We start from the raw sequence: 26,126 nt of genomic DNA on the forward strand, positions 1-26,126 counted from the left end.
CCGTGCAGCGGGCCGGCCGGGTGCGCCCTCACATCCGCTCCGGGGCGGAGACGCCGAGCACGGCGAGGCCGTTGCGCAGCACCACGGCGGTGGCGGCGCACAGCCAGAGGCGCGCGGTGGTCAGCGGGCCGGCCTCCTCGTCGCCGCGGGGCAGCACCCGGCAGACGTCGTAGAAGCGGTGGTAGGTGCCGGCCAGCTCCTCGAGGTAGCGGGCCACCCGGTGCGGGGCCCGCAGCTCCGCGGCGGAGGTCAGCACCCGCGGGAACTCGCCGAGCGCCCGGAGCAGGTCGTTCTCCCGCTCGTGGCTGAGCTGTGCGACGTCGACGTCGACGACCTCCCCGAGGGTCAGGCCGAGGTCGGCGGCGTTGCGCAGCACCGAGGCGATGCGGGCGTGCGCGTACTGCACGTAGAAGACCGGGTTGTCGTTGGACTGCCGGCTCCACAGGTCCAGGTCGAGGTCGATCTGCTGGTCGACCGAGGCCCGGGCCAGGGCGTAGCGGGCGGCGTCGGCGCCGACGGCGTCCACCAGGTCGTCGAGCCGCACGACGGTGCCGGCCCGCTTGCTCATCCGCAGCGGCTGTCCGTCGCGCACGAGGTTGACCAGCTGGCCGAGCAGGATCTCCAGGTTGGCGTCGGGGTCGTCGCCGACCGCGGCCACCAGCGCCCGGTACCGGCCGACGTAGCCGGCGTGGTCGGCGCCGAGCATGATCACGACCTTGTCGAAGCCGCGGGTGCGCTTGTCCAGGTAGTAGGCGCAGTCGGCGGCGAAGTAGGTCGGCTCGCCGTCGCTCTTGACCAGCGGGCGGTCCTTGTCGTCGCCGAAGTCGGTGGTGCGCAGCCAGACGGCGCCGTCGGCCTCGTAGACGTGGCCGTTCTCCCGCAGCCGGGCGACGGCCTTCTCCAGCGCGCCGGTCTCGTGCAGCGTGCGCTCGCTGAAGTAGACGTCGAAGACGACGCCGAACTCGGCCAGCGTCTGCTTGATCTCGGCGAACATCAGCTCGACGCCGCGCGCGCGGAAGCGCTCCTGCTGCTGGTCCTCGGGCAGCTCGAGCACGCCGGGCTCGGCCGCCACGACCTGGCCGGCGATCTCGCCGACGTAGTCGCCGGCGTAGCCGTCCTCGGGCACCGGCCGGCCGTGCGCGGCGGCCACCAGGCTCCGGGCGAACCGGTCGATCTGCGCGCCGGCGTCGTTGAAGTAGTACTCGCGCGTCACCTCGGCGCCGCTGGCCTCGAGCAGCCGGCCGAGCGCGTCGCCGACGGCGGCCCAGCGGGTGCCCCCGATGTGCACGGGGCCGGTCGGGTTGGCCGAGACGAACTCCAGGTTCAGCCGCTGCCCGGCCAGCGTGGTGGTGCGGCCGTAGGCCTCCCCCGCGGTGACCGCCTCGACCGCGATGCGGCCCAGCGCCCCCTGCGCGAGCCGGATGTTGAGGAACCCGGGACCGGCGACGTCGACCGCGGCGACGCCCGGCTGCGCGCGCAGCTCCGCGGCCACGGCCTCGGCGACCTCGCGCGGCGGCCGCCCGGCGGGCTTGGCCAGGCGCAGCGCCACGTTGGTGGCGTAGTCGCCGTGCTCGGGGTTCCTGGGGCGCTCGACGACGACGTCGTCGGGGACGGCGACGGCGAGCGTGCCGCGCTCGACGACCGCCCCCACCGCGGTCCGGACGAGGTCGCGCAACTGCTCGGGTGTCACCGCGTCATCGTAGGCAGCGCGCACCACACGACCACCCGCCGCACCACAGCTGTCAGGGAGCACACAGCCGCCCGACCTAGACTCGTGGGCGAGCAGACGTGCCGGGCGCGCGGGCCAGGAGGCCCCATCGTGGCCTCCCCCGCGCGGGAGCACCACCGGGAGCCCGGCGGCGACACCGGAGCCGGCACCAGAGCAGCGCGACAGCGAGACGAGGAGAGCCCGTGGCCAAGGACCGCAAGCCCGACGCCGGCCGTGCCGGAGGCGGGGCGAGCCGGTCGGGGTCCGGCGCCCGTCCGGCGGCCCCCCGCGGTGGCGGCCGCGGCCGCACCCGGCCGCCGACGCAGGTGGTCACCCAGAGCCGGCCGTGGGGCCTGATCGCCGCGGCCGTCGCCGTCGTCGTCTTCGCCGCCGCCGCGATCACCTACGCGGTGGTGCAGGTGCGCGAGGCCGACGCCCAGCAGATCGACGCGATCGACGAGATCGCCGGCATCGAGAGCTTCGACTACGCCGCGGGCCAGGAGCACGTGACCACCCCCGTGCAGTACGAGCAGTCGCCGCCGGTCGGCGGCCCGCACGACGGCGAGTGGGCCGACTGCACCGGCACGGTCTACGACGTCGACGTCCGGCACGAGAACGCCGTCCACTCGATGGAGCACGGCGCGGTGTGGATCGCCTACGACCCCGAGCGGGTCTCCGGCGACGACGTGGCCACGCTGGCCGAGCTGGTCGACGGCGTCTCCGGCCGGCTGCTCTCGCCCTACGCCGGGCTGGACTCCGCGGTGAGCCTGCAGTCCTGGAACCACCAGCTGAAGGTCGACTCGGTCGACGACCCGCGCATCGAGCAGTTCGCCGACTTCCTCACCTTCAACGGCGACGTCGAGGGCCACTACCCCGAGATCGGCGCCAGCTGCGAGAACCCGACGTTCGTGGCCGACCCGCTCACCGTCGACGACGGCAGCCGTGGCGCGGGCGCGACGACCACCGACGCCCCGACCACGCCGACCTCCTGAGGGGCCCGCGATGACCGCCACCGCCGTCCGTCCCGGCCAGGACGCGCCCGCCCCGGCGCCCCGTCCGCGGGGGCGGGGCCTGCGCGCCGCGCTGCTGGCGCTGATCGCCGTGGCGCTCGTGGCCCTGGGCGGGGGGCTGGCGGTGGGCCTGGGCATCGGGCGGGACCCGGCGCCGACGGCGGACTCGGTCGACGCCGGCTTCGCCCGGGACATGGCGCTGCACCACCGGCAGGGCGTGGAGATGGCCAACCTGGCGCTCGAGCGCAGCCCCGATCCCGAGGTGCGGCAGCTGGCCTTCGACATCTCCAGCACGCAGACCAACCAGGCCGGCCGGATGGAGGGCTGGCTGTCGCTGTGGGGGCTGCCCCGCTCCGGTGGGGAGCACATGGCGTGGATGGGCGGCGCGCACGCCGGGCACGACACGGGCTCGGTGGCGGGGACGGACGGCGCGGTGATGCCGGGCATGGCCACCGAGGCGGAGCTGGCCGGCCTGCGGTCGCTGTCGGGGACGGCGTTCGACGTCGAGTTCCTGCGGCTGATGACCCGCCACCACCAGGGCGGCTTCGACATGGCCGAGTACGCCGCGCAGCACGCCGACGAGCCCGCGGTGCGCACGCTGGCCCGCTCGATCGCCGACACGCAGGGCGCCGAGGTCACCACCATGGTCGGCATGCTCACCGCGCGGGGCGGGACGCCCCTGCCGGCGCCCTGAGTCCCGCCGTCGGACGGGTCGGGGCGGGCTGGTAGCTTCTCCCCTGCCCGGGCCCCCGTAGCTCAGGGGATAGAGCACCGCCCTCCGGAGGCGGGTGCGCAGGTTCGAATCCTGCCGGGGGCACCCAGGAGCCGCAGGTCAGCGGTTCACCGGAACGGCCCGGACGGTCTTGTCGTCCGGGCCGTTCCGGCTTCCGCTCCGCAGACGGTCCGCCGCCGGGTCTCTCAGCCCGAGGACGCCGGCCGCGAGGACGGCGACGTCGCGCGGCGAACGGCCGCGCGGCTCACCTGTGGTCGGCGTAGGCGTAGGCGTGTCCGTGCGCCTGGCCGCGGTCACCGTCGAACCACGTGCACAGGTCGATGATCCGGCCATCCACGTCGGCCTCCTCGGTGACGGCCTCACCGGTGTCCGGGTCGATGACCAGGTCGAACGTGACGACGCCCTTCTCGACGTAGGCCAGGTCGGGGATGCCTGCCGCCTCGAAGGCCGCGGCGTCCACCGGCCCGAGTTCCGGGTACGGGAACAGGATCGACGGCGCGTGGTAGGCGCCGACGATCTGCGTGCCATCTGCGGAGACCTGCTCGGTGTACGGCCCGGAGACGTCGAGCTCATCGATCACCTGACCCGTGTCGTGACGCGTCAGGTCGACCGTCACGTCGCCACGGACCTCGAAGAGGAGGCCACCGTCGGGCAGCGGCGTCTCGCGACCCTCGATGTCGGCGACGTCGCCGGTGGTCATGGTGACGGTCGTTCCGCACGCCGAGATGTCGATCGGGTCGTAGTAGCCGGGGCGCAGTTCCTCGATGGGTACCCAGCCGGCGTCGTCGCCAGGCGCCGCTGCAGCGGGGTGAGCCCCTGCCGGTGACGCGGTCAGCGCCATGGTTCCGCCGGCGACCAGGACGGCGCCGAGACGTGCGAGACGGTTCATGGGGGGCTCCTCACCGAGCGGTGTCAACACGGAGGTCGGTCTCGTGACCGACACAGGGCCCTGATGAGCCTCCCCCTGACCCCGCGCAGACCGTGGGCCGTGTCACAGTCGATGTCCAGGGGCCTCGCGGCGGACGTTGAGGTCACCGGCGCCGTGGACCCGCCAGCCGTCACGACCAGCAGGTGGTCGTTCACGGAGACAGCGGTGCAGCCTCGACCCGGCGGCGTCAGCCGGTCCGCTGGGTCAGGGACACGACGATCCCCTCCGGGCCGCGCACGTGGGCCATGAGCCAGGCCTGCTCGTACTCGCCGACGCCGCCGACCAGGCCGTAGCCGTCGGCGGCCAGGCGGTCGACGGCCCCCCGGAGGTCGTCGACCTCGAAGGTCACGTTGCGCAGCCCCAGCCGGTTGGCCATCGCGGCGGGCGACCCCGGCTCGGAGTCGGGCCGGACGAAGCGCGACAGCTCCAGCCCGGTCCCCCCGCCGGGCGGCCGCAGCACGACGATCTCCGCACGGGCACCGGGGATGCCGATCACGGTGTCCACGAACTCCCCCTCGAGGAAGGTGCGCCCCTCGACCTCCAGACCCAGCCCGGCGAAGAACGCCGTCGCCGCGTCGAGGTCCGCGACCGTGATGCCGACGTGGTCGAAGCGTCGGACCTGGACCATCGCCGTGTCCTCCCGTGCCCGTCCGGGGCGGGACCTACGGAGCCGGCCTCGGGGCGAAGCGCGGGTCGAGGGGGTCCAGGCCCTCGTCGGCGCCGTCCCTGACCCAGAACTGGTGCATCATCATGTGGTCCTCGTGCCCGGAGTTGTGGCAGTGGATCGTGTACCGGCCGGTGTGCGGCCCGAACCGGACGGCGATGCGCACCAGCTCCCGCTCCCCCAGGTAGACGGCGTCCTTGGGCCCGTCCTCGTACGGGGCGGGTGGGCGGCCGTCGCGGTCGAGCACCCGGAAGTCGACCAGGTGCAGGTGCACCGGGTGGAACCAGCGCCGGGAGGGGTTCTCCAGCTCCCACACCTCGACGGTGCCGCGCTGCGGCTCGGCGACGGCCAGCCGGAACCCCGAGTTCTCGACGTCGGTCCAGGTCTGCCCGTTGATGGTCATCACCCCGCCCCGGCTGACGAAGCGCAGCCGCCGGGTGGCCACCGCCTCGGCGGGGTCGATGGCGAGCGTCCCCGCCGCGTCCGCGCCCGGCCACTCGTCCTCGCGCAGGACGGTGTCCGGTCCACCCGGGTCGGTGCCGACGCGGAAGGCCATCACCTCACCGGTGTGCTCGTGGTCGGTGGCGTTGGGCACCCCGAGGTTGCGCAGCTCGACCCGCTGTCCGGCGAACGGCGCGAAGTCGACCAGGACGTCGTACCGCTCGGACATGCCGACCCGCAGCTGGTCCACGGTGACCGGCCGGCGGAGCAGCCCGCCGTCGGTGGCGACCACCGTCATGGGCAGCCCGCCGGTCAGCCGGAGCAGGTACCCCCGGGCGATCGAGGCGTTGAGCAGCCGGAACCGGTAGGTGCGCGGCAGCACCGGCACCTCCGGCCACGGCACCCCGTTGACCAGGACCACGTCGCCGAGGACCCCGTCGACGCTGTGCGGGTCCATGAGCAGCTGGCCGTCGGCCCGGAAGGCGACGTCGCTGATGGTCACGGGCACGTCGAACTCGTCGTCCACCGGGAGGCCCAGGTCGGGTGCGCCCGCCTCGGGCAGCACGTGGTACTGCCCGGCCAGCCCGGTGTAGACGTTCGGCGCGGTGTGGTGCGCGGCGTGGTCGTGGTACCAGAGGGTCCGCGCGTCCTCCTCGTTGTCGTACTCGTGGTCCTTGAGGAAGCCCGGGTGGCTCAGGTCGTTGGCGTAGCCGTCGAACGGGGGCAGCGACGGTGACCCGTGCAGGTGCGCGGAGGTGTGGAACCCGTACCCGAACAGCGGGTGGGCCGCGGGCAGGCGGTTGACCTGGCGCACGGTGACCGGCTGGTGGCGCCGCACCTTGATCGTCGGGCCGGGATAGGAGCCGCCGTAGACCCACATCGCCGTCTCGGGTCCCGGTTGCGGCAGCAGCCGCACCGACGTGGGGGCCTGCACCACCTCGACGACCGGACGGCTGCCCGGCGCGTCCGGCACCCGCAGCACCGGCGGCTGCACGAACCGGTCGTAGGGGGTGTACGGCCGCGGCAGGCGATCCGGTGCCAGCTCCGAGACCCCGGCCGCGCGGGCGCTGCTGCCGGCGGCGGAGGGCAGGACGAGGGCCGCCGCCCCCACCGCGGTGGCCTTGAGCACGCTGCGGCGCGTGAGGGCGGGTTCTCTCATGGGACGTCCTGACTGTGTCGACGGTCACGCCGGGGTACACCTTGCCGCACCGTCACACTCGAGAGTCGAGCCCCTTCCGTCCGTAAAGGATGAGGGTGTGCCCGACGCCACCGACCGATCCGGTCGGTCCACCGACCGGATCGGTCGGTGCGGGCTATCGTGGTCCGCGTGGCGCGCCCCTTCCGGCACCAGGTCGACGAGGGCATCCTCGACCGCGCTGCGGCGCTGTTCGCCCGCGGCGGCTTCGCCAAGACCTCCGTGCAGGACGTCGCCGGCGCCGTCGGCCTGTCCAAGGCGGGCCTGCTGCACCACTTCCGGAGCAAGGACGCGCTGCACGAGGCCGTCCTGGCCCAGGCCGACACGCTGGGACGGCAGGTGCTCGCCGAGGTCGGCGACCTCCCGGCGGGCGCGGCGCGCGACGTCCGCGCCGTCGAGGTGCTCGTCGACGTCGCCCTCGCCCACCCCGGCATGGTCGCCCTGCTGCTCGCCCCGGCCACCCGCCCCGGCGACGAGGACGACCGGTCCTCGGCCACCTCCGAGCTGGTCCTGCGCGCCTTCGACGTCGACCTCGCGACCACCGAGCCGCAGCGGGTGGTCCGGGTCCTGGGGGCGCTGGCCGCCCTCGCCGTCCTGACCCTCGCGGCCCACCAGCAGGACCGCACCACCGCGTGGCGGCCGCACGTCGTCGCCACCTGCACCGACGCGCTGGGCCACCGCAGCCCCGGCGCCGCCCGTCCCCACCCCGAACAGGCGGAGGCCTGATCTGCATGGCTGTCTCGTTGTCCCGGCTCGGTGCCGCGTCGCACCGCCACCGGCTGCCGGTCGTCCTCGTCTGGCTCCTCGTCCTCGTGGGCGGCGGCGTCGGCGCGGTCACCCTGGCCGGTGAGACCACCAACTCGTTCTCCATCCCCGGGCAGGAGTCGACGACCGCGCTCGAGCGCATCGGCGAGGAGTTCGGCGGCGTCGGCGGCGCGACCGCCCGCGTGGTGCTCCAGGCCCCCGACGGCCAGACGCTGGCCACCCCGGAGAACGCCGCCGCGGTCACCGGCCTGGCCGGCGAGCTCGCGCAGCTGCCCGGCGTCGCCTCGGCCACCGACCCGCTGGACCCGGCCGCGCCCGCGGTCGACCCCCGGCTGACCACCGGCTACAGCACCGTCACCTACGACGCCGCCCCCGGCGAGGTGACCCCCGAGCAGCAGGACGCGCTGCTGACCGCCGTCGACGACGCCCGCGGCACCGGCCTGACCGTGGAGGTCGGCGGCGAGGCGGTGCAGGAGCCGCCGCACGTCGGCGGCCCGGCCGAGGCGATCGGGGTCGTCGTCGCGCTCATGGTCCTCGCCGTCACCTACGGCGCGCTGGCCATGGCCGGGCTCAACCTGCTGACCGCGCTGGTCGGCGTCGGCATCGGCGTCCTCGGCATCACGATCGCCACGGGCTTCACCGAGCTGTCCTCGACGACGCCCACGCTGGCCGCGATGCTGGGCCTGGCCGTCGGCATCGACTACGCGCTGTTCATCGTCACCCGCTTCCGCCAGGAGCTGCGCGGGGGCGCCGACGTGCCCACCGCGGTCGCCGTGGCCACCGGCACCGCCGGGTCGGCCGTGGTCACCGCCGGGCTCACCGTGGTCATCGCGCTGGTCGGCCTGGCCGTCGTCGGCATCCCGTTCCTGACCCAGATGGGCGTGGCCGCCGCCGCCACGATCGTCGTCGCCGTGCTCGTCGCCCTGACCCTGGTCCCGGCCGTGCTGGGCTTCCTGGGCGTCCGGGCGCTGCCGCGCCGGCAGCGGCCCGGCGCGGCCCGGCACGGCGCGCACGGAGCCGCCCGGCCCGGCTTCCTCGCCGGCTGGGTCGCCACCGTCACCCGCCACCGCGTGGTCACGCTGCTGCTGGCGGTCGCGGCCCTCGGGACGGTCGCGGTCCCGTTCTCCTCCATGCAGACCACGCTGGTGCAGGCCCCGCCGGCCGACAGCACGCAGGAGCGCGCGCAGGAGCTGCTCGCCGACGGCTTCGGGGAGGGGTTCAACGGCCCGATCACCGTGCTGTTCGAGGGCGACGGCGCGCCGCGGACGGCAGCCGGCCTCAGCGGCCGGGTGGGCGAGCTCGACGACGTCGCCCTGGTCACCCCGCCGGTGCCCAACGCCGACGGCACCGCCGCGCTGCTCACCGTCGTCCCGGAGTCCGGGCCGACCGACCCGGCCACCGAGCAGCTGGTCGCCGACCTGCGCGACCTGCTCCCCGGCACCGACGGGGTGCAGGCCTCGGTGACCGGCCAGACGGCGGTCAGCGTGGACGTCGCGCGGAGCCTGGACGAGGCGCTGCCCGTCTACCTCGCCCTCGTCGTCGGGCTGGCGCTGGTGCTGCTGGTGCTGGTCTTCCGCTCGCTGCTGGTGCCGCTGGTCGGCGTCCTGGGCTTCGTGCTCACCGTGGGCGCGGCGCTGGGCGCCACCGTCGCGGTGTTCCAGTGGGGCTGGCTGGCCGACGTGGTCAACCTCGACGCCACCGGCCCGCTGATCAGCCTCACGCCGATCCTGGTCATCGGCATCCTGTTCGGCCTGGCGATGGACTACCAGATCTTCCTGGTCTCGCGGATGCACGAGGCGCACGCCCACGGCACCGCGCCGCTGGAGGCCATCCGCACCGGCTTCCGCCAGGCGGCCCCCGTGGTCGTCGCCGCCGCGCTGATCATGTTCAGCGTCTTCGCCGGCTTCGTCCCCGCCGGCGAGGCCACCATCAAGTCGATCGCCTTCGCCCTGGCCGCCGGGATCCTCTTCGACGCCTTCGTCGTCCGGATGGTGCTGGTGCCGGCGGCGCTGGCCCTGCTCGGCGGCCGGGCGTGGTGGCTGCCGCGCTGGCTGCGCTGGCTGCCGGTGCTCGACGTCGAGGGTGCCGCGCTCGAGCGGTCCCCGGCGCGCGAGGACAGCGGCGAGCTGGTCGGGGCCACCCGGGACTGACGCGGTGCCCGGCCGGTGCCCGGAGTCACCGGCCAGGCCGGCACGCGACCGTCCGGAACGGCGGGTTACCGTCCGGCCATGGAGCACACCGGGGTGCGGACCGTCCGCGTCGGGGACGTCGAGCTGGCCTACGAGACCTTCGGCTCGGCGGAGGACGCGCCGCTGCTGCTGGTCATGGGCCTGGCCACGCAGATGATCGGCTGGCCCGACGAGTTCTGCCGGATGCTGGCCGAGCGCGGCACGTACGTGGTCCGGTTCGACAACCGCGACATCGGCCTGTCCACCCACCTCGACGCCGCCGGCAAGCCGGACGTCCTGGCCGTCATGGGCGGCGACCGGTCGGGCGTCCCCTACCTGCTGGCCGACATGGCCGACGACACCGCCGGCCTGCTCGACGCGCTCGGGATCGACAGCGCCCACGTGGTCGGCGCCTCGATGGGCGGGATGATCGCCCAGCTGCTGGCGGTCCGGCACCCGGACCGGGTGCGCAGCCTCACCTCGATCATGTCCACGACCGGCGACCCGGCGGTCGGCGCCCCGGCCGAGGCAGCGATCGGGGTGCTCCTCGCTCCCCCGGCCGCCGACCGCGACGCCGCCGTGCAGCGCGCCGTCGACGCCTACCGGGTGATCGGCTCCCCCGGCTTCGAGTTCGACGAGCACGCCCTGCGCGAGCGGGCCGGGCTGTCCTACGACCGGGCGTACAACCCGGCCGGTGTGGCCCGGCAGCTCGCCGCGATCCTGGCCAGCCCCGACCGCACGGCCGACCTCGGGCGGGTCACCGTCCCGACGCTCGTGGTGCACGGCGAGCAGGACGCGCTGGTGGACGTGTCCGGCGGCCGGGCCACGGCGGCCGCGATCCCGGGCGCCGAGCTGCTCGTCGTCGACGGGATGGGCCACGACCTGCCGCGCGACGTGTGGCCGCAGCTGGTCGAGCGGATCACCGCGCTGGCCGCCCGCGCCGACAGCCGCTGAGCCCCGGTGCCCCGCCGCGGCCGGGCACCGGGAGCCCGGTCAGCTGGTGAGCATGCCGCCCTCGACCGGGATCGTCGTCCCGGTGACGTAGCCGCCGGCCTCGCTGACCAGGAACACCAGGGCCGCGGCGAGCTCCATCGGGTCGCCGGCCCGGCCCACGAGCACCCGGGCCATCTGCTGGTCGAGGTAGCCCTCGGGGTACTGGTCGGTCATCTCCGAGGCGAAGAAGCCCGGCGCCAGCGCGTTGACCCGGATGCCCTTGCGGCCGGTCCACTGCTGGGCCAGGTCGCGGGTCAGGCCGATCAGCCCCGCCTTGCTGGCCGCGTAGGCCGCCTGCGGCAGGCCGGCGGTGGTCAGCCCCAGGATGCTCGAGATGTTGACGATCGAGCTGCCCGGCTGCATGACCCGCCCGCACGCCTGCGCCATCCAGTAGCAGCCGTTGAGGTTGACGTCGATGACCGCCCGGAACTCCTCCGGCTTCTCGCGCGTCGCCGGGACGGCGGTGCCGATGCCGGCGTTGTTGACCAGGACGTCGACCCGGCCGAACTCCGCCATGGCCGCGTCGACCAGGGCCTGGCAGTCCTCGACCTTCGCGACGTCGGTGCGCACGGTGATCGCCCGCCGACCGGCCGCCTCGACCGCCTCCTTCGTGGCGGCCATCTTCTCCTCCCGCCGGGCCCCGAGGACGACGTCGGCGCCGGCCTGGGCCAGGGCCCGGGCGAACACCACGCCCAGACCCGAGGACGCCCCCGTCACGATCGCCACCCTGCCGTCGAGCCGGAACATGTCCAGGACCGTCCTGTCCGCCACGCGCCCACTCCCTCGCTCGTCGCCGTCTTCCTGCCCGGACGGTATCCGGCACGACTGTGGGGTGGATCACCGGCCGGGCGGGTAGGGGCCGGACGCGGGCAGCCGGGCCCGGCGAGGAGGTCGGACGATGACGTCGGGGACACCAGCAGGACCGCCCCTGTGGCGGCAGGCCTTCGACGCGGCGGAGAAGCGGGTCACCCCGCACGCGGAGAGCCTGGTGCGCACGCCGGGCTTCGCCACCGGCGTCGCGCTGGTGAAGCGGGTGCAGAACCTGGCCAAGGACACCGCCCGCGGCGTCTCCGCCCGCGCCTGGCACCTGGTCAACCTGCCGGCGGGCACCGACGTCGCCCGCCTGCGCGCCCAGGTCGGCGCCCTGGACCGCGAGGTCCGGCGGCTGACCGTGCAGCTGGAGAACGAGCGCCGCCGTCCGCGGCCGACCGACGTCCCCCGGGAGGAACCCGATGCCGACGGTGCCCAGTCCCCAGGCGGTGCTCGACCGCGTCCGGCGCGACGTGGAGCGCAACGCCCTCCGCGCGCGTAACGGCATCAAGCTCGTCGCCGGCGTCGACCGGCCCGGCGTCGGGCTGACGCCCAAGGACGTCGTCTGGGAGCGCGGCCGCACCCAGCTGTGGCACTACCGCAGCGACAAGGTGCGGTACTCCCCGCCGCTGCTGATCGTGTTCAGCCTGGTCAGCCGCAGCTACATCCTCGACCTGACGCCGGGCAACAGCTTCGTCGAGCAGCTGCTCGACGCCGGCTTCGACGTCTACATGGTCGACTGGGGCGAGCCCGACGAGCGGGACGCCCACAACCGCCTCGAGGACTACGTCGACGACTACGTCCCGGCCGCCGTCGAGCGGGTGCGCGAGCTCTCGGGCGCCGACCAGGTCAACCTGTTCGGCTACTGCTTCGGCGGCGACCTCTCGCTGCTCTACGCCGCGCACCACCCCGACGCGCCGCTGCGCAGCCTCACCGTGCTGGCCACCCCGGTCGACTTCGCGAAGATGGGGCCGATGGCCGACGTCTTCCGCGGCGGGCTGGAGGTCGACGACGTCGTCGACGAGGACGGCAACGTGCCGCCCCGGGTGGTGGTGCAGGGCTTCAAGACCCTCACCCCCACCGCGGAGGTCACCCGCTACGTGACGCTGTGGGAACGGCTCTGGAACGACGAGTACGTCTCGGCCTACCAGGCGATGACCGGCTGGTCGGACGACCACATCCCGTTCCCCGGCGCGGCGGCGCGCGAGACGGTGCAGATGCTGGTGCGCGACAACGCGATGGTCACCGACCGGCTGACCGTCGCCGGTGACCCGGTGCACCTGTCCGACATCCGGCTGCCGTTCCTCACCGTGCGCGCCGAGCGCGACCACATCGTCCCGCCGGAGGCGACCGCCCCGCTGATCGACCTGGTGGGTTCCGAGGACAAGCACGAGCTGCGGCTCGACGCCGGGCACATGGGACTGGTCGTCGGCCGGACGGCGGCGAAGACGACGGTGCCGGAGATCATCGGCTTCCTCCGGAAGCGCAGCGACGAGGTCGGGGAGGACTGAACGTGGAGGTCGTCGAGCTGCAGGCCGCGCACTGCGAGGCGCTGCTGCGCTTCTTCGGAGGGCTGCCCGAGGGCGACCTGACCTTCATCGAGGAGGAGGTCACCGACCCCGACGTCGTCCGCTCGTGGGCGGCGGGCAAGGCGCCGGGACGGCGGTGGGTCGCCCTCGACGGCGACGCCGCGGACGGCGGCGAGGTGGCCGGCTACGTCGCCGTCCGGCCGCTGCCGGGCTGGTCCTCGCACGTGGGCGAGGTGCGGCTGGTGGTCTCCCCCACCCGGCGCGGCTCCGGGCTGGGCCGCCGGCTGGCCCGCCAGGCGCTGGTGTCGGCGGTCGGCGACGGGCTGGGCAAGCTGGTCGTGGAGGTCGTCGCCGAGCAGGGCTCGGCGCTGGCTCTGTTCACCGCGCTGGGCTTCACCGGGGAGGCGCTGCTGCGCGACCACGTCCGCGACCGCGAGGGGGAGCTGCGCGACCTCATGGTGCTGGCCCACCACGTCGACGAGACCTGGTCGGGCATGGCCACCGTCGGCCTCGACGAGGCCCTCGGCCCAGACCTGAGCTGAGTCCGGTTCCGTCTCCCGGCCTCCCTGCAGGGGTCCGCCGCGAGCCTGCGAGCGGTGGGGTGCGGGGAGGTCCTTCGACTGGGCCAGGCGGGCCCTAGCACTCCGTCACCCGGCCGCGGTCGACGGCGAGGCGGCGGGTGGTGGCCACCGCCTCGAGCATCCGGCGGTCGTGGGTGACCAGCAGCAGCGTGCCCGGGTAGGCGGCCAGCGCCGACTCCAGCTGCTCGATGGCCGGCAGGTCGAGGTGGTTGGTGGGCTCGTCGAGCACCAGCACGTTGACCCCGCGGGCCTGCAGCAGCGCCAGCGCCGCGCGGGTGCGCTCGCCCGGGGACAGCGACCCGGCCGGCCGCAGCACGTGCTCGGCGGTGAGGCCGAACTTCGCCAGCAGGGTGCGCACCTCGGCGGTGGGCCAGTCGGGCACCTCGGCGGCGAAGGCCTCGAGCAGCCGCCGCTCGCCGACGAACAGCCCGCGGGCCTGGTCCACCTCCCCCAGCCGCACCGACGGGCCCAGGCTCGCCGTCCCCTCGTCCAGGGGCACCCGGCCCAGCAGCGCGCCCAGCAGCGTGGTCTTGCCCGACCCGTTGGGCCCGGTGATGGCCACCCGGTCGCCCCAGTCCACCTGCAGGCTCACCGGCCCGAGGGTGAACCCACCCCGGCGGACGACGGCGTCGCGCAGGGTGGCCACGACGGCCCCGGCCCGCGGCGCGGCGGCGATCGTCATCCGCAGCTCCCACTCCTTGCGGGGCTCCTCGACCACCTCCAGCCGCTCGATGCGCCGCTCGGTCTGCTTGGCCTTGGCGCCCTGCTTCTCCGCGGTCGCCCGGTTGTGCGCCTTGATGAACTTGTCGGGGTCCCGCTGCTTCTTGACCGCGTCGCGGACGCCCTTGGCCAGCCAGTTGCGCTGCATCCGGGCCCGCGCCTCGAGGTCGGCCCTCGTCTCGGCGTACTCCTCGTACTCCTCGCGGGCGTGCCGCCGGGCGACCTCGCGCTCGGCGAGGTAGCTCTCGTAGCCGCCGTCGTGCACCCGCACGAGCTGCTGGGCGAGGTCGAGCTCGACGACGCGGGTCACCGTGCGGGCGAGGAACTCCCGGTCGTGGCTGACCAGCACGATGCCCGAGCGGTTGCCGGCGACGAAGGCCTCCAGCTGCTCGAGGCCGGCCAGGTCCAGGTCGTTGGTGGGCTCGTCGAGCAGCAGCAGGTCGTGGCGGGACAGCAGCAGCGCGGCCAGCCCGACCCGGGCCGCCTGCCCGCCGGAGAGCCCGGCCACCGCGGCGTCCGGGGCGACACCGGGCGCCACCTCGGCCAGCACCTGCTCCAGGCGCTCGTCGAGGTCGGCGCCGCCGAGGGCCAGCCACCGCTCCAGCGCCTCCCCGTAGGCGTCGTCGGCACCGGGCACCCCGGCGGTCAGGTCGGCGGTGGCCGCCTCGAGGGCGGCCTGCGCGGCGGTGACGCCGGTGCGGCGGGCCAGCGTGGCGGCGACGGTCTCGCCCGCGCGGCGCTCGTGCTCCTGGGGCAGGTGCCCGACGGTCGCCGTCGGCGGGCTGAGGGTGATCGAGCCGGACTCCGCCGGCAGCTCACCGGCGAGGGTGCGCAGCAGCGTGGACTTGCCGGCGCCGTTGACGCCGACCAGCCCGACGACGTCACCGGGGGCGACGACGAGGTCGAGGTCGGCGAACAGCACGCGGGCGCCGTGGCCGGCGGCCAGGCCGCGCGCGACGAGGGTGGCACTCATGGAGGGGCTCCCGGGAGGACGGACCGGTGGGTGCGACGTCGTCCGGGCTCACAGCACGCACCCACGGTAGCGCGCGACCGGCTCAGCCGTCGCCCGGGTTCGCGCCCGCGTCGTCGGCGTCCGGCTCGGTCGCGAGCACCTCGTCGGCCATCTCGTCGAGCATCTCCTCGAGCGGGGTGTCGGTCCGCTCCGGCGGGCGGCGGCGCACCAGCCACGGCTGCAGGTCGTCGTAGCCGCGCACCGAGACCCGGCGCATCGGCCGCACCCGGTACTGCGGCAGGCCGCGCAGGTGCCCGGCGAGCGCCCGGTCGACCAGCACGGTCCCGGGCCGGGCCAGCGAGCACAGCCGGCTGGCCAGGTTCACCACCGGCGAGTAGACGTCGCCCAGCCGGGTCAGCACCACGCCGTGCGCGGCCCCCACCCGCAGCTGCGGGCGGTCGTCGTCGTCCCAGACGTCGGGCAGCGTCAGCCCGATCTCGACGGCGTCCACGGCCGACGCGGCGGTGTAGAGGACGCCGTCGCCGACGGTCTTGACCACCCGGCCGTGGGAGCGGGCGATGACCTCGGCCACGGTGGCCTCGAACGCCTCGACCATGGCGCCGAGCTCGCGGCCGTCCATGCCGCGGGAGCGGGAGGTGTAGCCGACGAGGTCGGCGAAGCCCACGGCCAGCTCCCGGCGGTCACCCGGCCCGCCGGAGGACAGCAGCCGGTCGACGTTGGCCGCCAGGTGCCGGCGCCACACGTAGTCCTGGGTGCGGGCCAGCAGCGGCAGCAGCGTCTCGGCCGCGGCGACGGCGTCGGCCCGGCCGTGCTCCTCGGCCTGCCGGGTCAGCACCTCGGCGAGCATGTCGGTCTGCCAGTCGGCCAGCCGGGACAGCGCCTGCGCGGTGGCGCGGGCGATGGAGGCCTCGGTGTCGAGGTCGACGAAACCGGAGTCGATGAGCGCCGAGAGGGTCGCCAGCGCCCCGACGTCGGAGAGCGTGAAGGCGGGGTCGTCGTCGGCGACGTCGGGGAAGCCCAGCGCGCGCCACAGCCGCTGCGTGCGCTCGGGCGGCATGCCGGCCGCGGCGGCCACCTGCATCCGGGTGAGCCGGCGCGGCCCGCCGAGCAGCAGCCGCTCCAGCGCGTCGCGGACGTCCGCGCGCGGGTCGGCGCCGGCGGGGTCCGGTCCGCCGGGTTCCAGTCCGTCGGGGTGCACGGCGACCGGCCCCCGGGTCAGTCCGTCGTACGGACGTCGGGCAGGCGGACCACGTCGCGCACTGTAGTGACCGCCGTCGCAGCGGGCGGCGCCACCGGCGTCCGGTGGACGGCCGGTGGACGGCCGGTGGACGACCGGCGACGCGCGGGCCGGACGTGCCGCGCGCCCGGCCGGGTGCGCCAGGATGGGCACCGCACGGGGGTGCACGACGAGGGGGACACGTCATCGCGACGACGGCCAGCGGCCCGGCCGGGCACCGACCCGTGCGGGTCGAGGTGTCAGGCCTGACCAAGAGCTTCGGCACCGTGCGTGCGGTCAGCGACCTGGGCTTCACCGTGGAGCCCGGCTCGGTGACCGGCTTCCTCGGTCCCAACGGGGCGGGCAAGACCACGACGCTGCGCATGGTGCTCGGGCTGATCACCCCCGACGCCGGCAGCGCGACCTTCGACGGGGTCCCCTACGCGGCGCTGCCCGACCCGGTGGGCACCGTCGGCGCGGTCCTCGAGACCGCCTTCCACCCGGCCCGCTCCGGCCGTGACCACCTGCGCGTGTACTGCCGGGCCGCCGGGCTGCCGGTCTCGCGGGCCGACGAGGTGCTCACCGCCGTCGGCCTGGCCACGGCCGGCCGGCGCCGCGCGGGCGGCTACTCGCTGGGCATGCGCCAGCGCCTGGCCCTGGCCACCGCGCTGCTCGGCGACCCGCCGGTGCTGGTGCTCGACGAGCCGGCCAACGGCCTGGACCCCGAGGGCATCCTCTGGCTGCGCGGCTTCCTCCGGCACCTGGCCCACGAGGAGGGCCGCACGGTGCTGGTGTCCAGCCACCTGCTGTCGGAGATGGAACAGACCGCCGACCGTGTGGTCATCGTCGGTGCCGGCCGGCTGGTGCGGCAGGGCTCGATCACCGAGCTGCGCTCGGGTGCCCAGGGCGCCGGCACGGTGCTCGCCCGCACCCCCGACGCCGACCGGCTGGCCGCCGTGCTCGGGGACGCGGGGATGTCGGCCGACCGCGGCACGGACGGCCTGGTCACCGTGACCGGGGCGACGCCCGCCGAGGTGGGCGCCCGCGCCTTCCACGCCGGCGTCGAGCTGCACGAGCTGCGCGCCGAGACCACCGGCCTGGAGGACCTCTACTTCCGGCTCACCGCCGGGCAGGAGCAGTTCGCCGCCACCTCCCCCACCCCCGAGGGAGCCGCCCGGTGACCGGCCTCGTGCGCGCCGAGTGGACGAAGCTGTTGACCACCCGGGTCTGGATCGGCCTGGTGCTCGGCGCCTGCGTCATGGTCGGCGGGTTCGCCGCGCTGTTCACCGGCCTGGCCGGCGCCGAGCCGGACGGCGGCCAGCCAGGTCTGCCGGCGGTGGGCACGCCGCAGTACGAGGAGGTCGTCTTCTCGGTCGCCGCCAACGCCAGCGTGCTGCTGCTGATCCTCGGGATCATCGGCACGACGCAGGAGTACCGGCACCGGACCGCGACGCCCACCTTCCTCACCACGCCCCGCCGCGGCCGGGTGGTCGCCGCCAAGCTCGTCGCCTACGCGCTGGCGGCGGTGCCGATCGCGCTGCTCGTGCTCGCCGTCGACGTCGTCGTCGTGCTGCTGTTCGCGGGCGCGCGCGGGGCGGCCCCGTCGCTGGACGCCGACAACCTGCAGACGCTGGGCGCCGCCGGGCTGGTGCTGGTCGTCTTCGCGGTGATCGGCGTCGGCGTCGGGGCGCTGCTGCGCAACCAGGTGGGCGCCATCGTCGGGGCGCTGGTGTACCTGTACGTGGTCGAGCCGATCGTCTCCTCCATCGGCGTGCTGCAGCCGGCCTACAAGTGGCTGCCCGGCGGCGCGGTGCAGGCGGTCACCTCCGACTTCCAGGCCCCCGACCTCCTGGAGCCGTGGCAGGGCGCCCTGTTGCTGCTCGGCTACGGTCTGCTCACGGCTTTCCTCGGGACGGTCCTCGCCGTCCGCCGCGACGTCGTCTGAGGAGCACCCGGACGACCGCCACCCACGACAAGGGGGACCCGGATGACGACCCGCATGACCGTGCCGCGCCTCGGCCGGCTGGTGCGCGACGGGGACGTGGCCGCCGTGCGCAGCGCGGTCGCCGACACACCGCACCTGCTCGGCGGCACCGTCGAGCACGGCGGGGAGGACGGCTGGACACCGCTGCACCTGGCGGTGTCGGCGGGCCGGGAGGACGTCGTCCGCGAGCTGGTGACCGCGGGCGCCGACCTGTCCGCGCGCACCGAGTCGGGGCGGACGCCGCTGCACGTGGCGATCGAGCACGCCCCCGGGCTGGTCGGGCTGCTGTGCGCGCTGGGCGCCACGGTCGACGCGCCGGCCGCCGCGTACCTCGACGACGCCACCCAGCTGGCCCGCGAGCTGGACGCGGGCGCGCCCCTCGCCGACCCGCGCACCGGCCTGGACCTGCTGACCGTGGCCGCGATCGGCGGCGCGGCGGGCACCCTGCGGCTGCTGCTCGACCGCGGCGCCGACCCCGACGCCGGGGCGCTGCACGCCGCCGCGGCCGGCCGCCGGGCCGACCTCGTGCGGGCGCTGGTCGACGCCGGCGCCGCCGTCGACCGGCGCGACCCCGACACCGGCCGCACCCCCCTGCACGACGCCGTGGCGGCCGGCGACGCGCCCGAGGTGGTCCGCGTCCTGCTGGCCGCCGGCGCCGACGTCAACGCCACCACCAGCGACGGGGCCAGCGCGCTGGACATCAGCCGGGTCGCCGCGGCCCGCCACCGGCGTGACGACGCAGGTGGGGCCGGTGCCCGCGACGCCCTCGTCGACCTCCTGGTGGCCTCCGGCGCCACCGACTGACCCACCACCGGCGGGCCGGTCCCCGACCCTCGGGCGCAGGCCGCTGCACGCCGAGGAGCCCTGCCGGCGGGCGTAGACTCCGTCCCCGGTCCAGAGACGCCCACCGACGACGAAGAAGGCACTCGACCCGTGTCACGCGACAACGCATCCCGGCCGTCCTCCACCGCCTCCTCGTCCGCGGTGGCCGGATTCGGCACCAACGAGTGGCTGGTCGAGGAGATGTACCAGCAGTTCCTGGCCGACCCGTCCAGCGTGGACCAGGCCTGGCACGAGTTCTTCGCCGACTACCGGCCCGGCAGCCCGGTCGCCGCCAGCGACGACCGCGGGTCCGCCTCGGCCCCCTCGACCCCGGCCTCGACCGCCTCGACCCCGGCCACCTCGACCCCGGCGGCCCCGGCTCCCTCGACCCCCGCTCCCTCGGGCAACGGCTCGCCGGCCGCGTCGCAGCCCGCCCCGGCCGCCCGGCCCGCACCGCAGCCGGCGCCCCCGGCTGCCGCCACCTCCCCCGAGCGTCCGGCCGGGGCCGACGCCGAGGGCTCGGCCACCCGGCCCGGCAGCCCCGCCGTCGCGCCGGGCGCACCCAAGCCCGCGCCCCGGTCCACCCCGGTCCCCGAGCGCACCGAGGCCACCGTCGTCGACCAGGCCGCCGACCGCGCCGACCAGAAGGTGAAGGCCGCGCCGGCCCCGGCCCGGCCGGCCCCGGCCCCCGCCCCCGCCTCCGACGGCCCCCGGCGGACGCCGCTGCGCGGTGCCGCGGCCAGCGTCGTCAAGAACATGAACGCCTCGCTCACCGTCCCGACGGCGACGAGCGTGCGCGCGGTGCCGGCCAAGCTGCTCGCCGACAACCGCATCGTCCTGAACAACCACCTGAAGCGCTCGCGCGGCGGGAAGGTGTCGTTCACCCACCTGATCGGCTACGCGCTGGTCCGGGCGCTCGACGACTTCCCGAACATGAACGCGGCGTTCGCCGAGGTCGACGGCAAGCCGACCCTCGTGCAGCCGGAGCACGTCAACTTCGGCCTGGCCATCGACCTGCCCAGGTCCGACGGCTCCCGCTCGCTCGTCGTCGCCTCGATCAAGGGCGCCGAGCAGATGGACTTCGCCCAGTTCTGGGGCGCCTACGAGGACGTCATCCGCCGCGCCCGCGCCGGCAAGCTGACCCTCGAGGACTTCCAGGGCACCACCATCAGCCTGACCAACCCCGGCACGATCGGCACCGTCCACTCGGTGCCGCGGCTGACGGCCGGTCAGGGCGCGATCATCGGCGTCGGGGCCATGGAGTACCCGGCCGAGTTCCAGGGGATGAGCGCCGAGGCGCTGACCGAGCTCGGCATCTCCAAGATCATCACGCTGACCTCGACCTACGACCACCGGATCATCCAGGGCGCCGAGTCCGGCGACTTCCTGCGCCGGCTGCACCAGCTGCTCCTCGGCGAGGACGGCTTCTACGACGACGTCTTCCGGTCGCTGCGCTGCCCCTACGAGCCGGTGCGCTGGATGCCCGACGTCCGGGTCAGCCGCGAGGGGGAGATCGACAAGGAAGCCCGGGTCATCGAGGTCATCGAGTCCTACCGGCGCAACGGCCACCTGCTGGCCGACACCGACCCGCTCGAGTTCAAGGTCCGCAGCCACCCCGACCTGGACATCCTCCAGCACGGGCTCACGCTGTGGGACCTCGACCGCACCTTCCCCGTCGGCGGCTTCGCCGGCGAGAGGGTCATGGCCCTGCGCGACATCCTCGGCGTGCTGCGCAACTCCTACTGCCGCACCGTCGGCGTGGAGTACATGCACATCACCGACCCCGAGGAGCGCGAGTGGCTCCAGTCGCGGGTCGAGGTCAAGGCCGAGCAGCCCGACCGGGAGAAGCAGAAGCACATCCTCGGCCGGCTCAACGCCGCCGAGGCGTTCGAGAACTTCCTGCAGACCAAGTACGTCGGGCAGAAGCGGTTCAGCCTCGAGGGCGGCGAGTCGCTGATCCCGGTCCTCGACGAGGTGCTCATCGCCGGCACCGACCACGGCCTCGACGAGGTCGCGATCGGCATGCCGCACCGCGGCCGGCTCAACGTGCTGGCCAACGTGCTCGGCAAGAGCTACGCCAAGATCTTCGGCGAGTTCGAGGGCAACATCGACCCCGGCACCGTGCAGGGCTCCGGCGACGTCAAGTACCACCTCGGCGCCGAGGGGACCTTCGAGAACCCCTTCCGCCCGGGTGCGCGGATCGACGTCTCGCTGGCCAGCAACCCCTCGCACCTGGAGACGGTCAACCCCGTCCTCGAGGGCGTCGTCCGCGCCAAGCAGGACATGATCGACAAGGGCGAGGAGGGCTTCACCGTCCTCCCGGTCCTGCTGCACGGGGACGCGGCCTTCGCCGGCCAGGGCGTCGTGGCCGAGACGCTGAACCTCTCCCAGCTGCGCGGCTACCGCACCGGCGGCACCGTCCACGTCGTCGTCAACAACCAGGTCGGCTTCACCACCAGCCCGGCCTCGTCCCGGTCGAGCCTCTACTCGACCGACGTCGCGCGGATGGTCAACGCGCCGGTCTTCCACGTCAACGGCGACGACCCCGAGGCGTGCGTGCGGGTGGCCCGGCTGGCCGTGGAGTACCGGCAGGCGTTCAAGAAGGACGTCGTCATCGACCTGGTGTGCTACCGCCGCCGCGGGCACAACGAGGGCGACGACCCGTCGATGACCCAGCCCCTGATGTACGAGATCATCGACCGCAAGCGCTCGGTGCGGAAGCTCTACACCGAGGCGCTGGTCGGCCGCGGCGACATCACGCTGCAGGAGGCCGAGGAGGCCCTCAAGGACTACCGCGGGCAGCTCGAGCGGGCCTTCGCCGAGACGCACGACATCACCGAGAGCCCGAAGCCCCAGCCGGTCATGGACCAGCCGGCGCAGCAGGTCTCGACGGTCACCACCGCCGTCTCGGCCGAGGTGATGAAGGCGATCGGCGACGCGCACGTGTCGCTGCCGCAGGACTTCACCGTGCACCCGAAGCTCAAGCGGCTGCTCGAGCGGCGCGCGGCGATGGTCAGCGAGGGCGACATCGACTGGGCCATGGGCGAGCTGCTCGCCTTCGGGTCGCTGCTCATGCAGGGCGTGCCGGTGCGGCTGGCCGGCCAGGACTCCCGCCGCGGCACGTTCGTGCAGCGGCACGCGGTGCTCATCGACCGGGAGACCGCCGGGGAGTACACGCCGCTGGCGCACCTGTCCGACGACCAGGCGAAGTTCTTCGTCTACGACTCGCTGCTCAGCGAGTACGCCGCACTCGGGTTCGAGTACGGCTACTCGGTGGCCGACCCCCGGGCACTGGTCCTCTGGGAGGCGCAGTTCGGCGACTTCGTCAACGGCGCGCAGATGGTCATCGACGAGTTCATCTCCTCCGGCGAGGCCAAGTGGGGGCAGCGCTCGGGCGTGGTGCTGCTCCTGCCGCACGGCCTCGAGGGCCAGGGACCGGACCACTCCAGCGGCCGCATCGAGCGGTTCCTGCAGCTGTCGGCGGAGAACAACATCACCGTCGCCAACTGCTCGACGCCGGGGAACTACTTCCACCTGCTGCGCCGGCAGGCGCTCTCCGACGTGCACCGGCCGCTGGTCGTGTTCACGCCGAAGTCGCTGCTGCGCGCCAAGGCCGCCGTCAGCCCGGTCGCGGACTTCACCGACGAGGGCTTCCGGCCGGTGCTCGCCGACCCGGGCGTGGGCGGCGAGCCACTCGAGGACCCCGCCGTCCGCCGGGTGCTGCTGTGCAGCGGCAAGGTCTCCTACGACCTGCTCGCCCAGCGCGAGGCCGAGGGGCGCACCGACACCGCGGTCGTGCGCGTCGAGCAGCTCTACCCGCTGCCGGCCGAGGAGATCCGCCAGGCCGTCGGGCGCTACCCGAACGCCGACGACCTGGTCTGGGTGCAGGAGGAGCCGGCGAACATGGGTGCCTGGCAGTTCATGGCCTGCAACCTGCCCGAGCACCTCGACGGCCGGGCGCTGCGCCGCGTCAGCCGCCGGGCCTCGGCCAGCCCCGCCGTCGGCTCGGCCAAGGTGCACGAGGGAGAGCAGCGGGAGCTGGTCGCACAGGCCTTCGCGGGCTGAGCACCGGTGTACTTCACCGATCGGGGGCTGGAGGAGCTGGCCGACCGGCGGGGCGAGGAGCAGGTCACCCTCGCCTGGCTGGCCGACCAGCTCCAGGCCTTCGTCGACCAGAACCCGGAGTTCGAGGTACCGGTCGAGCGGCTGGCCACCTGGCTGGCGCGCGGCGGCACCGACGACGTCGACGACGACTGAGGAAGGACCCCCCCTCGCACGCTCGGGGCCGGATCCTGCGAGGGGGCCACGGCTCGTCGGCTCCCGGGGCGCGCCTCCCCCGCCCCCGTCCGCTCCGGCGGCACGCTGCGCAGGTGCTCGGTCACTCGCACGCCCTCTCCGGTCTCGCCGTGGGCGCGGCGACCCTGCCCTGGGCGCCCGTCGAGGGCGGCGTCGCCCAGGTGGCCTGGGTCGCCGCCGTCGGCGGGTTCGCGATGCTGCCCGACCTCGACCACAGCGGTTCCACGGTCTCGGACATGTGGGGGCCGGTGACCGACGTCCCCTCCGGCGCGATCGGCCGGCTCGCCGGTGGCCACCGCTGGGGCACCCACGACGCGCTGCTGGCCCCGCTCGCGTTCGGCGCGGTCGCGCTGGCCGCGGCCAGCCTCTACTGGTCCAGCCTGCTGGTCGTGGCGCTGGCCATCGGGCTGGCGCTGCGCGCGCTGCACTTCGTCATCCCCGGCCGCGCGGAGAACACCGTCGTCGGCAACCTGGTGCTCTCCTTCGCCGCCGCCTGGCTGCTGCTGGAGCACTCACCGCACCCGACCTGGCTGCCGTGGGCAGTCGCGCTCGGCGTCCTCACCCACGTCGCCGGCGACCTGGTCACCACGCAGGGCGTGCCGGTGCCGGTGCTCTGGCTGCTCCGGCGCAGACGGCTGGCCCTGACGCCGATGCGCACCGGCACCACCCTGGAGAAGGCCGTGCTGGCGCCGCTGTTCCTCGGCGTCGCGCTGTGGTTCTGCTACGCCAACACCGGCGCCCGGTCGGCGCTGGACCCTTACCTGCAGGCGCTGATGGACCTCGGGTAGCGCGCCCCACGCGGCCTCAGCAACGGGTCATCGTCGACGCGCACCCGCCGCCCGGCCACTGCCAGGCCCCCTCGTTGACGGTGCCGTCGGCGCTGGAGCGCCCCTCGAAGCGCGCCGGGGAGTCGGTGCCGCCGAACCAGGTCGTCAGCAGGTCGCCCTCGATCCGGTAGGTGTACTCGAGGAGCTCCCCCCGGGAGCCGAAGGAGTGCGACCGCAGCTCGCCGCTGCTCTCGTCCCAGCCGGTGCACTCGGCCCCGCGGTCGTGCTCGTCGCCGTGGCGCAGGTCCACGTGCTGCACCAGCCAGCACCCGCCCGCCATCCACTCGTAGCGGACCTCGCCGCCCAGGCCGCCGGGGTCCGAGACGGCCCTGGTGCCGACGCGGCGGTCGAGCGTGCGCAGCGCGGCCGCGCGGGCGTCGCCGGCCCGGGGGTGCCCGTGTCGGTGGTCATGGTGTGCTCCTGCCCGGACGGGGCCCGGCGGGGAGGCGGGCCACACCGGGAGGACCGGCCGGCGAGCACCGCCTCATCGGTGCGCGCCGCCCCGACTACACCGTGACGCGCTGCTCCCGGGCGCAGGTGCCGACGGCCTCGGCGACCGCGGTGGCCACCCGCCGGTCGAGCGGGCTGGGCACGATGTGGCCCGGCGCCAGGTCCTCGCCCACCACGCCGGCGATGGCCTCGGCGGCCGCCAGCTTCATCGCCTCGGTGATCGCCGTGGCACCGGCGTCGATGGCGCCGCGGAAGACGCCGGGGAAGGCCAGCACGTTGTTGATCTGGTTGGGCAGGTCGCTGCGGCCGGTGGCCACCACCGCCGCGTGGCGGGCCGCCATCTCCGGGTCGACCTCGGGGGTGGGGTTGGCCAGCGAGAAGACGATGCAGCCCGGCGCCATGGTCGAGATCGCCGACTCCGGCACCGAGCCGCCGGACAGGCCCAGGTAGACGTCGGCGCCCTCGAGCGCGCCGGCCATCGTGCCCGCGTACCCCGCGCGGTTGGTGTTCTCGGCGACCCACCGCTTGACCGGCGTCAGGTCCTCGCGGCCGCCGTGCACGACGCCCCGCGAGTCGGCGACGGCGACCTCGCCGACCCCCGCCCCGATCAGGATCTTGGTGCAGGCGATGCCGGCCGCACCGGCGCCGGAGACCACCACCCGCAGGTCGCCGAGCTCCCGGCCGGTGACTCGCGCGGCGTTGCGCAGGGCGGCGAGCACGACGATCGCCGTCCCGTGCTGGTCGTCGTGCATGACCGGGATGTCGAGCCGCTCGCGCAGCCGGTCCTCGATCTCGAAGCAGCGCGGCGCGCTGATGTCCTCGAGGTTGATGCCGCCGAACGACGGCGCGATGGCGGCGACCGTCTCGACGATCTGGTCGACGTCGGTGGTCGAGAGCACCACCGGCACCGAGGAGAGCCCGGCGAACTCGCTGAACAGGCAGGCCTTGCCCTCCATGACCGGCAGCGCCGCGGCCGGGCCGATGTCGCCCAGGCCGAGGACGGCGGTGCCGTCGGACACCACCGCCACCACCCGCGACGCCCAGGTGAACCGGCGCGCCAGGGCCGGCTCGGCGGCGATCGCGCTGGAGACCCGGGCCACGCCGGGGGTGTAGGTGAGCGCGAGGTCCTGCTGCGACTCGATCCCCCGGAGCGGGCGGACCGCCAGCTTGCCGCCCTCGTGCACGGCGAAGGCGGGGTCCTGCGTGAAGCGGTCGGCCACCGGGTCCTGCGGGGTGCGGTCGTCCGTGGTCCCGGTCGAGCCGGTCTCTGCGCCCATGGACCCGAGAGGGTAGCCGGGTGGGCGCCCTCGCCG

23 protein-coding genes and 1 tRNA gene are annotated in these 26,126 nt (G+C 74.9%); 15 read left to right on the plus strand and 9 right to left on the minus strand.

Annotated features, from left to right (window positions below; all coding sequences use genetic code 11):
- Positions 1–28: 28 nt before the first annotated feature.
- Positions 29–1,690 carry an arginine--tRNA ligase gene (gene argS, locus BMZ33_RS04575; protein WP_091108335.1) on the minus strand — a complete coding sequence of 554 codons (1,662 nt, stop codon included), beginning with the start codon at positions 1,688–1,690 and terminating at the stop codon, positions 29–31.
- A gap of 221 nt (positions 1,691–1,911) precedes the next feature.
- Between argS and BMZ33_RS04580 the strand changes: the two genes are divergently transcribed.
- From BMZ33_RS04580 to BMZ33_RS04590, 3 genes are all read left to right on the plus strand, one after another.
- On the plus strand, positions 1,912–2,700 hold the full coding sequence (locus BMZ33_RS04580) for a thioredoxin-like domain-containing protein (RefSeq protein WP_091108336.1): 789 nt from the start codon (positions 1,912–1,914) through the stop codon (positions 2,698–2,700).
- 10 nt (positions 2,701–2,710) lie between these two features.
- Positions 2,711–3,412: a DUF305 domain-containing protein gene (locus BMZ33_RS04585; protein ID WP_091108337.1), complete on the plus strand. Its 702-nt coding sequence runs from the start codon at positions 2,711–2,713 to the stop codon at positions 3,410–3,412.
- 51 nt (positions 3,413–3,463) lie between these two features.
- A tRNA-Arg gene (locus BMZ33_RS04590) sits at positions 3,464–3,535 on the plus strand.
- Between the two features lie 160 nt (positions 3,536–3,695).
- On the opposite strand, the gene BMZ33_RS04595 is transcribed toward BMZ33_RS04590, so the two are convergent.
- The 3 genes from BMZ33_RS04595 to BMZ33_RS04605 form a co-directional block, all read right to left on the minus strand.
- A complete protein-coding gene (locus tag BMZ33_RS04595; protein WP_136697193.1) occupies positions 3,696–4,370 on the minus strand; it encodes a hypothetical protein in 675 nt (224 codons plus the stop codon).
- Positions 4,371–4,566: 196 nt separating this feature from the next.
- Positions 4,567–5,007, minus strand: a complete 441-nt coding sequence (locus tag BMZ33_RS04600; RefSeq protein ID WP_091108339.1) for a VOC family protein — start codon at positions 5,005–5,007, stop codon at positions 4,567–4,569.
- A 34-nt stretch (positions 5,008–5,041) separates the two neighbouring features.
- Complete coding sequence (locus tag BMZ33_RS04605; RefSeq protein WP_091108340.1) at positions 5,042–6,643, minus strand: multicopper oxidase family protein; 1,602 nt, start codon at positions 6,641–6,643, stop codon at positions 5,042–5,044.
- Positions 6,644–6,811: 168 nt separating this feature from the next.
- Between BMZ33_RS04605 and BMZ33_RS04610 the strand changes: the two genes are divergently transcribed.
- From BMZ33_RS04610 to BMZ33_RS04620, 3 genes are all read left to right on the plus strand, one after another.
- Positions 6,812–7,405, plus strand: a complete 594-nt coding sequence (locus BMZ33_RS04610; RefSeq protein ID WP_091108862.1) for a TetR/AcrR family transcriptional regulator — start codon at positions 6,812–6,814, stop codon at positions 7,403–7,405.
- 5 nt (positions 7,406–7,410) lie between these two features.
- Positions 7,411–9,594, plus strand: a complete 2,184-nt coding sequence (locus tag BMZ33_RS04615; protein ID WP_091108342.1) for an MMPL family transporter — start codon at positions 7,411–7,413, stop codon at positions 9,592–9,594.
- Between the two features lie 78 nt (positions 9,595–9,672).
- Positions 9,673–10,566, plus strand: coding sequence for an alpha/beta fold hydrolase (locus BMZ33_RS04620; protein WP_091108344.1), 894 nt, complete (start codon positions 9,673–9,675; stop codon positions 10,564–10,566).
- A gap of 39 nt (positions 10,567–10,605) precedes the next feature.
- Here the strand turns inward: BMZ33_RS04620 and BMZ33_RS04625 are convergent, their stop codons facing one another.
- Positions 10,606–11,376 carry an SDR family NAD(P)-dependent oxidoreductase gene (locus BMZ33_RS04625; protein ID WP_169063883.1) on the minus strand — a complete coding sequence of 257 codons (771 nt, stop codon included), beginning with the start codon at positions 11,374–11,376 and terminating at the stop codon, positions 10,606–10,608.
- A gap of 127 nt (positions 11,377–11,503) precedes the next feature.
- Between BMZ33_RS04625 and BMZ33_RS04630 the strand changes: the two genes are divergently transcribed.
- Genes BMZ33_RS04630 through BMZ33_RS04640 form a run of 3 tightly spaced genes read left to right on the plus strand, consistent with a single transcriptional unit; the run spans position 11,504 to position 13,486 of the window.
- A complete protein-coding gene (locus BMZ33_RS04630; protein ID WP_091108346.1) occupies positions 11,504–11,917 on the plus strand; it encodes a hypothetical protein in 414 nt (137 codons plus the stop codon).
- Positions 11,838–12,926, plus strand: coding sequence for an alpha/beta fold hydrolase (locus BMZ33_RS04635; RefSeq protein ID WP_091108348.1), 1,089 nt, complete (start codon positions 11,838–11,840; stop codon positions 12,924–12,926). Before BMZ33_RS04630 ends, BMZ33_RS04635 begins: the two co-directional genes overlap by 80 nt.
- A 2-nt stretch (positions 12,927–12,928) precedes the next feature.
- Positions 12,929–13,486: a GNAT family N-acetyltransferase gene (locus BMZ33_RS04640; protein WP_091108350.1), complete on the plus strand. Its 558-nt coding sequence runs from the start codon at positions 12,929–12,931 to the stop codon at positions 13,484–13,486.
- A gap of 94 nt (positions 13,487–13,580) precedes the next feature.
- Here BMZ33_RS04640 and BMZ33_RS04645 read toward each other — a convergent pair whose 3' ends face one another.
- Together BMZ33_RS04645 and BMZ33_RS04650 are read right to left on the minus strand one after the other, a co-directional pair.
- Positions 13,581–15,218 (minus strand): ABC-F family ATP-binding cassette domain-containing protein, encoded by a 1,638-nt coding sequence (locus BMZ33_RS04645; RefSeq protein WP_091108352.1) that lies wholly within the window; start codon positions 15,216–15,218, stop codon positions 13,581–13,583.
- Between the two features lie 82 nt (positions 15,219–15,300).
- Positions 15,301–16,416 carry an adenylate/guanylate cyclase domain-containing protein gene (locus BMZ33_RS04650; protein ID WP_169063885.1) on the minus strand — a complete coding sequence of 372 codons (1,116 nt, stop codon included), beginning with the start codon at positions 16,414–16,416 and terminating at the stop codon, positions 15,301–15,303.
- Between the two features lie 275 nt (positions 16,417–16,691).
- Between BMZ33_RS04650 and BMZ33_RS04655 the strand changes: the two genes are divergently transcribed.
- The 6 genes from BMZ33_RS04655 to BMZ33_RS04680 all read left to right on the plus strand — a co-directional run bounded on the left by BMZ33_RS04655 (position 16,692) and on the right by BMZ33_RS04680 (position 24,324).
- Complete coding sequence (locus BMZ33_RS04655; RefSeq protein WP_169063886.1) at positions 16,692–17,615, plus strand: ABC transporter ATP-binding protein; 924 nt, start codon at positions 16,692–16,694, stop codon at positions 17,613–17,615.
- Positions 17,612–18,379 carry an ABC transporter permease gene (locus tag BMZ33_RS04660; RefSeq protein ID WP_091108354.1) on the plus strand — a complete coding sequence of 256 codons (768 nt, stop codon included), beginning with the start codon at positions 17,612–17,614 and terminating at the stop codon, positions 18,377–18,379. Before BMZ33_RS04655 ends, BMZ33_RS04660 begins: the two co-directional genes overlap by 4 nt.
- 42 nt (positions 18,380–18,421) lie before the next feature.
- Positions 18,422–19,222, plus strand: a complete 801-nt coding sequence (locus tag BMZ33_RS04665) for an ankyrin repeat domain-containing protein (protein ID WP_091108356.1) — start codon at positions 18,422–18,424, stop codon at positions 19,220–19,222.
- Positions 19,223–19,351: 129 nt separating this feature from the next.
- Positions 19,352–23,305 carry a multifunctional oxoglutarate decarboxylase/oxoglutarate dehydrogenase thiamine pyrophosphate-binding subunit/dihydrolipoyllysine-residue succinyltransferase subunit gene (locus BMZ33_RS04670; RefSeq protein ID WP_091108359.1) on the plus strand — a complete coding sequence of 1,318 codons (3,954 nt, stop codon included), beginning with the start codon at positions 19,352–19,354 and terminating at the stop codon, positions 23,303–23,305.
- A 6-nt stretch (positions 23,306–23,311) separates the two neighbouring features.
- Entirely contained in the window at positions 23,312–23,497 is a 186-nt protein-coding gene (locus BMZ33_RS04675; protein ID WP_091108360.1) for a DUF6104 family protein, read from the plus strand.
- A gap of 113 nt (positions 23,498–23,610) precedes the next feature.
- Positions 23,611–24,324, plus strand: coding sequence for a metal-dependent hydrolase (locus BMZ33_RS04680; RefSeq protein ID WP_091108363.1), 714 nt, complete (start codon positions 23,611–23,613; stop codon positions 24,322–24,324).
- Between the two features lie 16 nt (positions 24,325–24,340).
- On the opposite strand, the gene BMZ33_RS04685 is transcribed toward BMZ33_RS04680, so the two are convergent.
- The gene (locus tag BMZ33_RS04685) at positions 24,341–24,643 is read right to left on the minus strand and encodes a hypothetical protein (RefSeq protein ID WP_169063888.1); all 303 of its coding nucleotides are present in this window, start codon (positions 24,641–24,643) and stop codon (positions 24,341–24,343) included.
- Positions 24,644–24,869: 226 nt separating this feature from the next.
- The gene (locus BMZ33_RS04690; protein ID WP_091108365.1) at positions 24,870–26,090 is read right to left on the minus strand and encodes an NAD(P)-dependent malic enzyme; all 1,221 of its coding nucleotides are present in this window, start codon (positions 26,088–26,090) and stop codon (positions 24,870–24,872) included.
- Between the last annotated feature and the right edge of the window lie 36 nt (positions 26,091–26,126).

The organism is Geodermatophilus dictyosporus, assembly GCF_900115505.1.
GTDB classification, from domain to species: Bacteria; Actinomycetota; Actinomycetes; order Mycobacteriales; family Geodermatophilaceae; genus Geodermatophilus; species Geodermatophilus dictyosporus.

What these genes read in the sequence shown, in the direction of transcription:
- BMZ33_RS04585 (WP_091108337.1), top strand. Translation starts at nt 2,711, where the DNA reads ATGACCGCCACCGCCGTCCGTCCCGGCCAGGACGCGCCCGCCCCGGCG.
- BMZ33_RS04600 (WP_091108339.1), bottom strand. Translation starts at nt 5,007, where the DNA reads ATGGTCCAGGTCCGACGCTTCGACCACGTCGGCATCACGGTCGCGGAC.
- BMZ33_RS04605 (WP_091108340.1), bottom strand. Translation starts at nt 6,643, where the DNA reads ATGAGAGAACCCGCCCTCACGCGCCGCAGCGTGCTCAAGGCCACCGCG.
- BMZ33_RS04615 (WP_091108342.1), top strand. Translation starts at nt 7,411, where the DNA reads ATGGCTGTCTCGTTGTCCCGGCTCGGTGCCGCGTCGCACCGCCACCGG.
- BMZ33_RS04620 (WP_091108344.1), top strand. Translation starts at nt 9,673, where the DNA reads ATGGAGCACACCGGGGTGCGGACCGTCCGCGTCGGGGACGTCGAGCTG.
- BMZ33_RS04630 (WP_091108346.1), top strand. Translation starts at nt 11,504, where the DNA reads ATGACGTCGGGGACACCAGCAGGACCGCCCCTGTGGCGGCAGGCCTTC.
- BMZ33_RS04635 (WP_091108348.1), top strand. Translation starts at nt 11,838, where the DNA reads ATGCCGACGGTGCCCAGTCCCCAGGCGGTGCTCGACCGCGTCCGGCGC.
- BMZ33_RS04645 (WP_091108352.1), bottom strand. Translation starts at nt 15,218, where the DNA reads ATGAGTGCCACCCTCGTCGCGCGCGGCCTGGCCGCCGGCCACGGCGCC.
- BMZ33_RS04665 (WP_091108356.1), top strand. Translation starts at nt 18,422, where the DNA reads ATGACGACCCGCATGACCGTGCCGCGCCTCGGCCGGCTGGTGCGCGAC.
- BMZ33_RS04685 (WP_169063888.1), bottom strand. Translation starts at nt 24,643, where the DNA reads ATGGCGGGCGGGTGCTGGCTGGTGCAGCACGTGGACCTGCGCCACGGC.
- BMZ33_RS04690 (WP_091108365.1), bottom strand. Translation starts at nt 26,090, where the DNA reads ATGGGCGCAGAGACCGGCTCGACCGGGACCACGGACGACCGCACCCCG.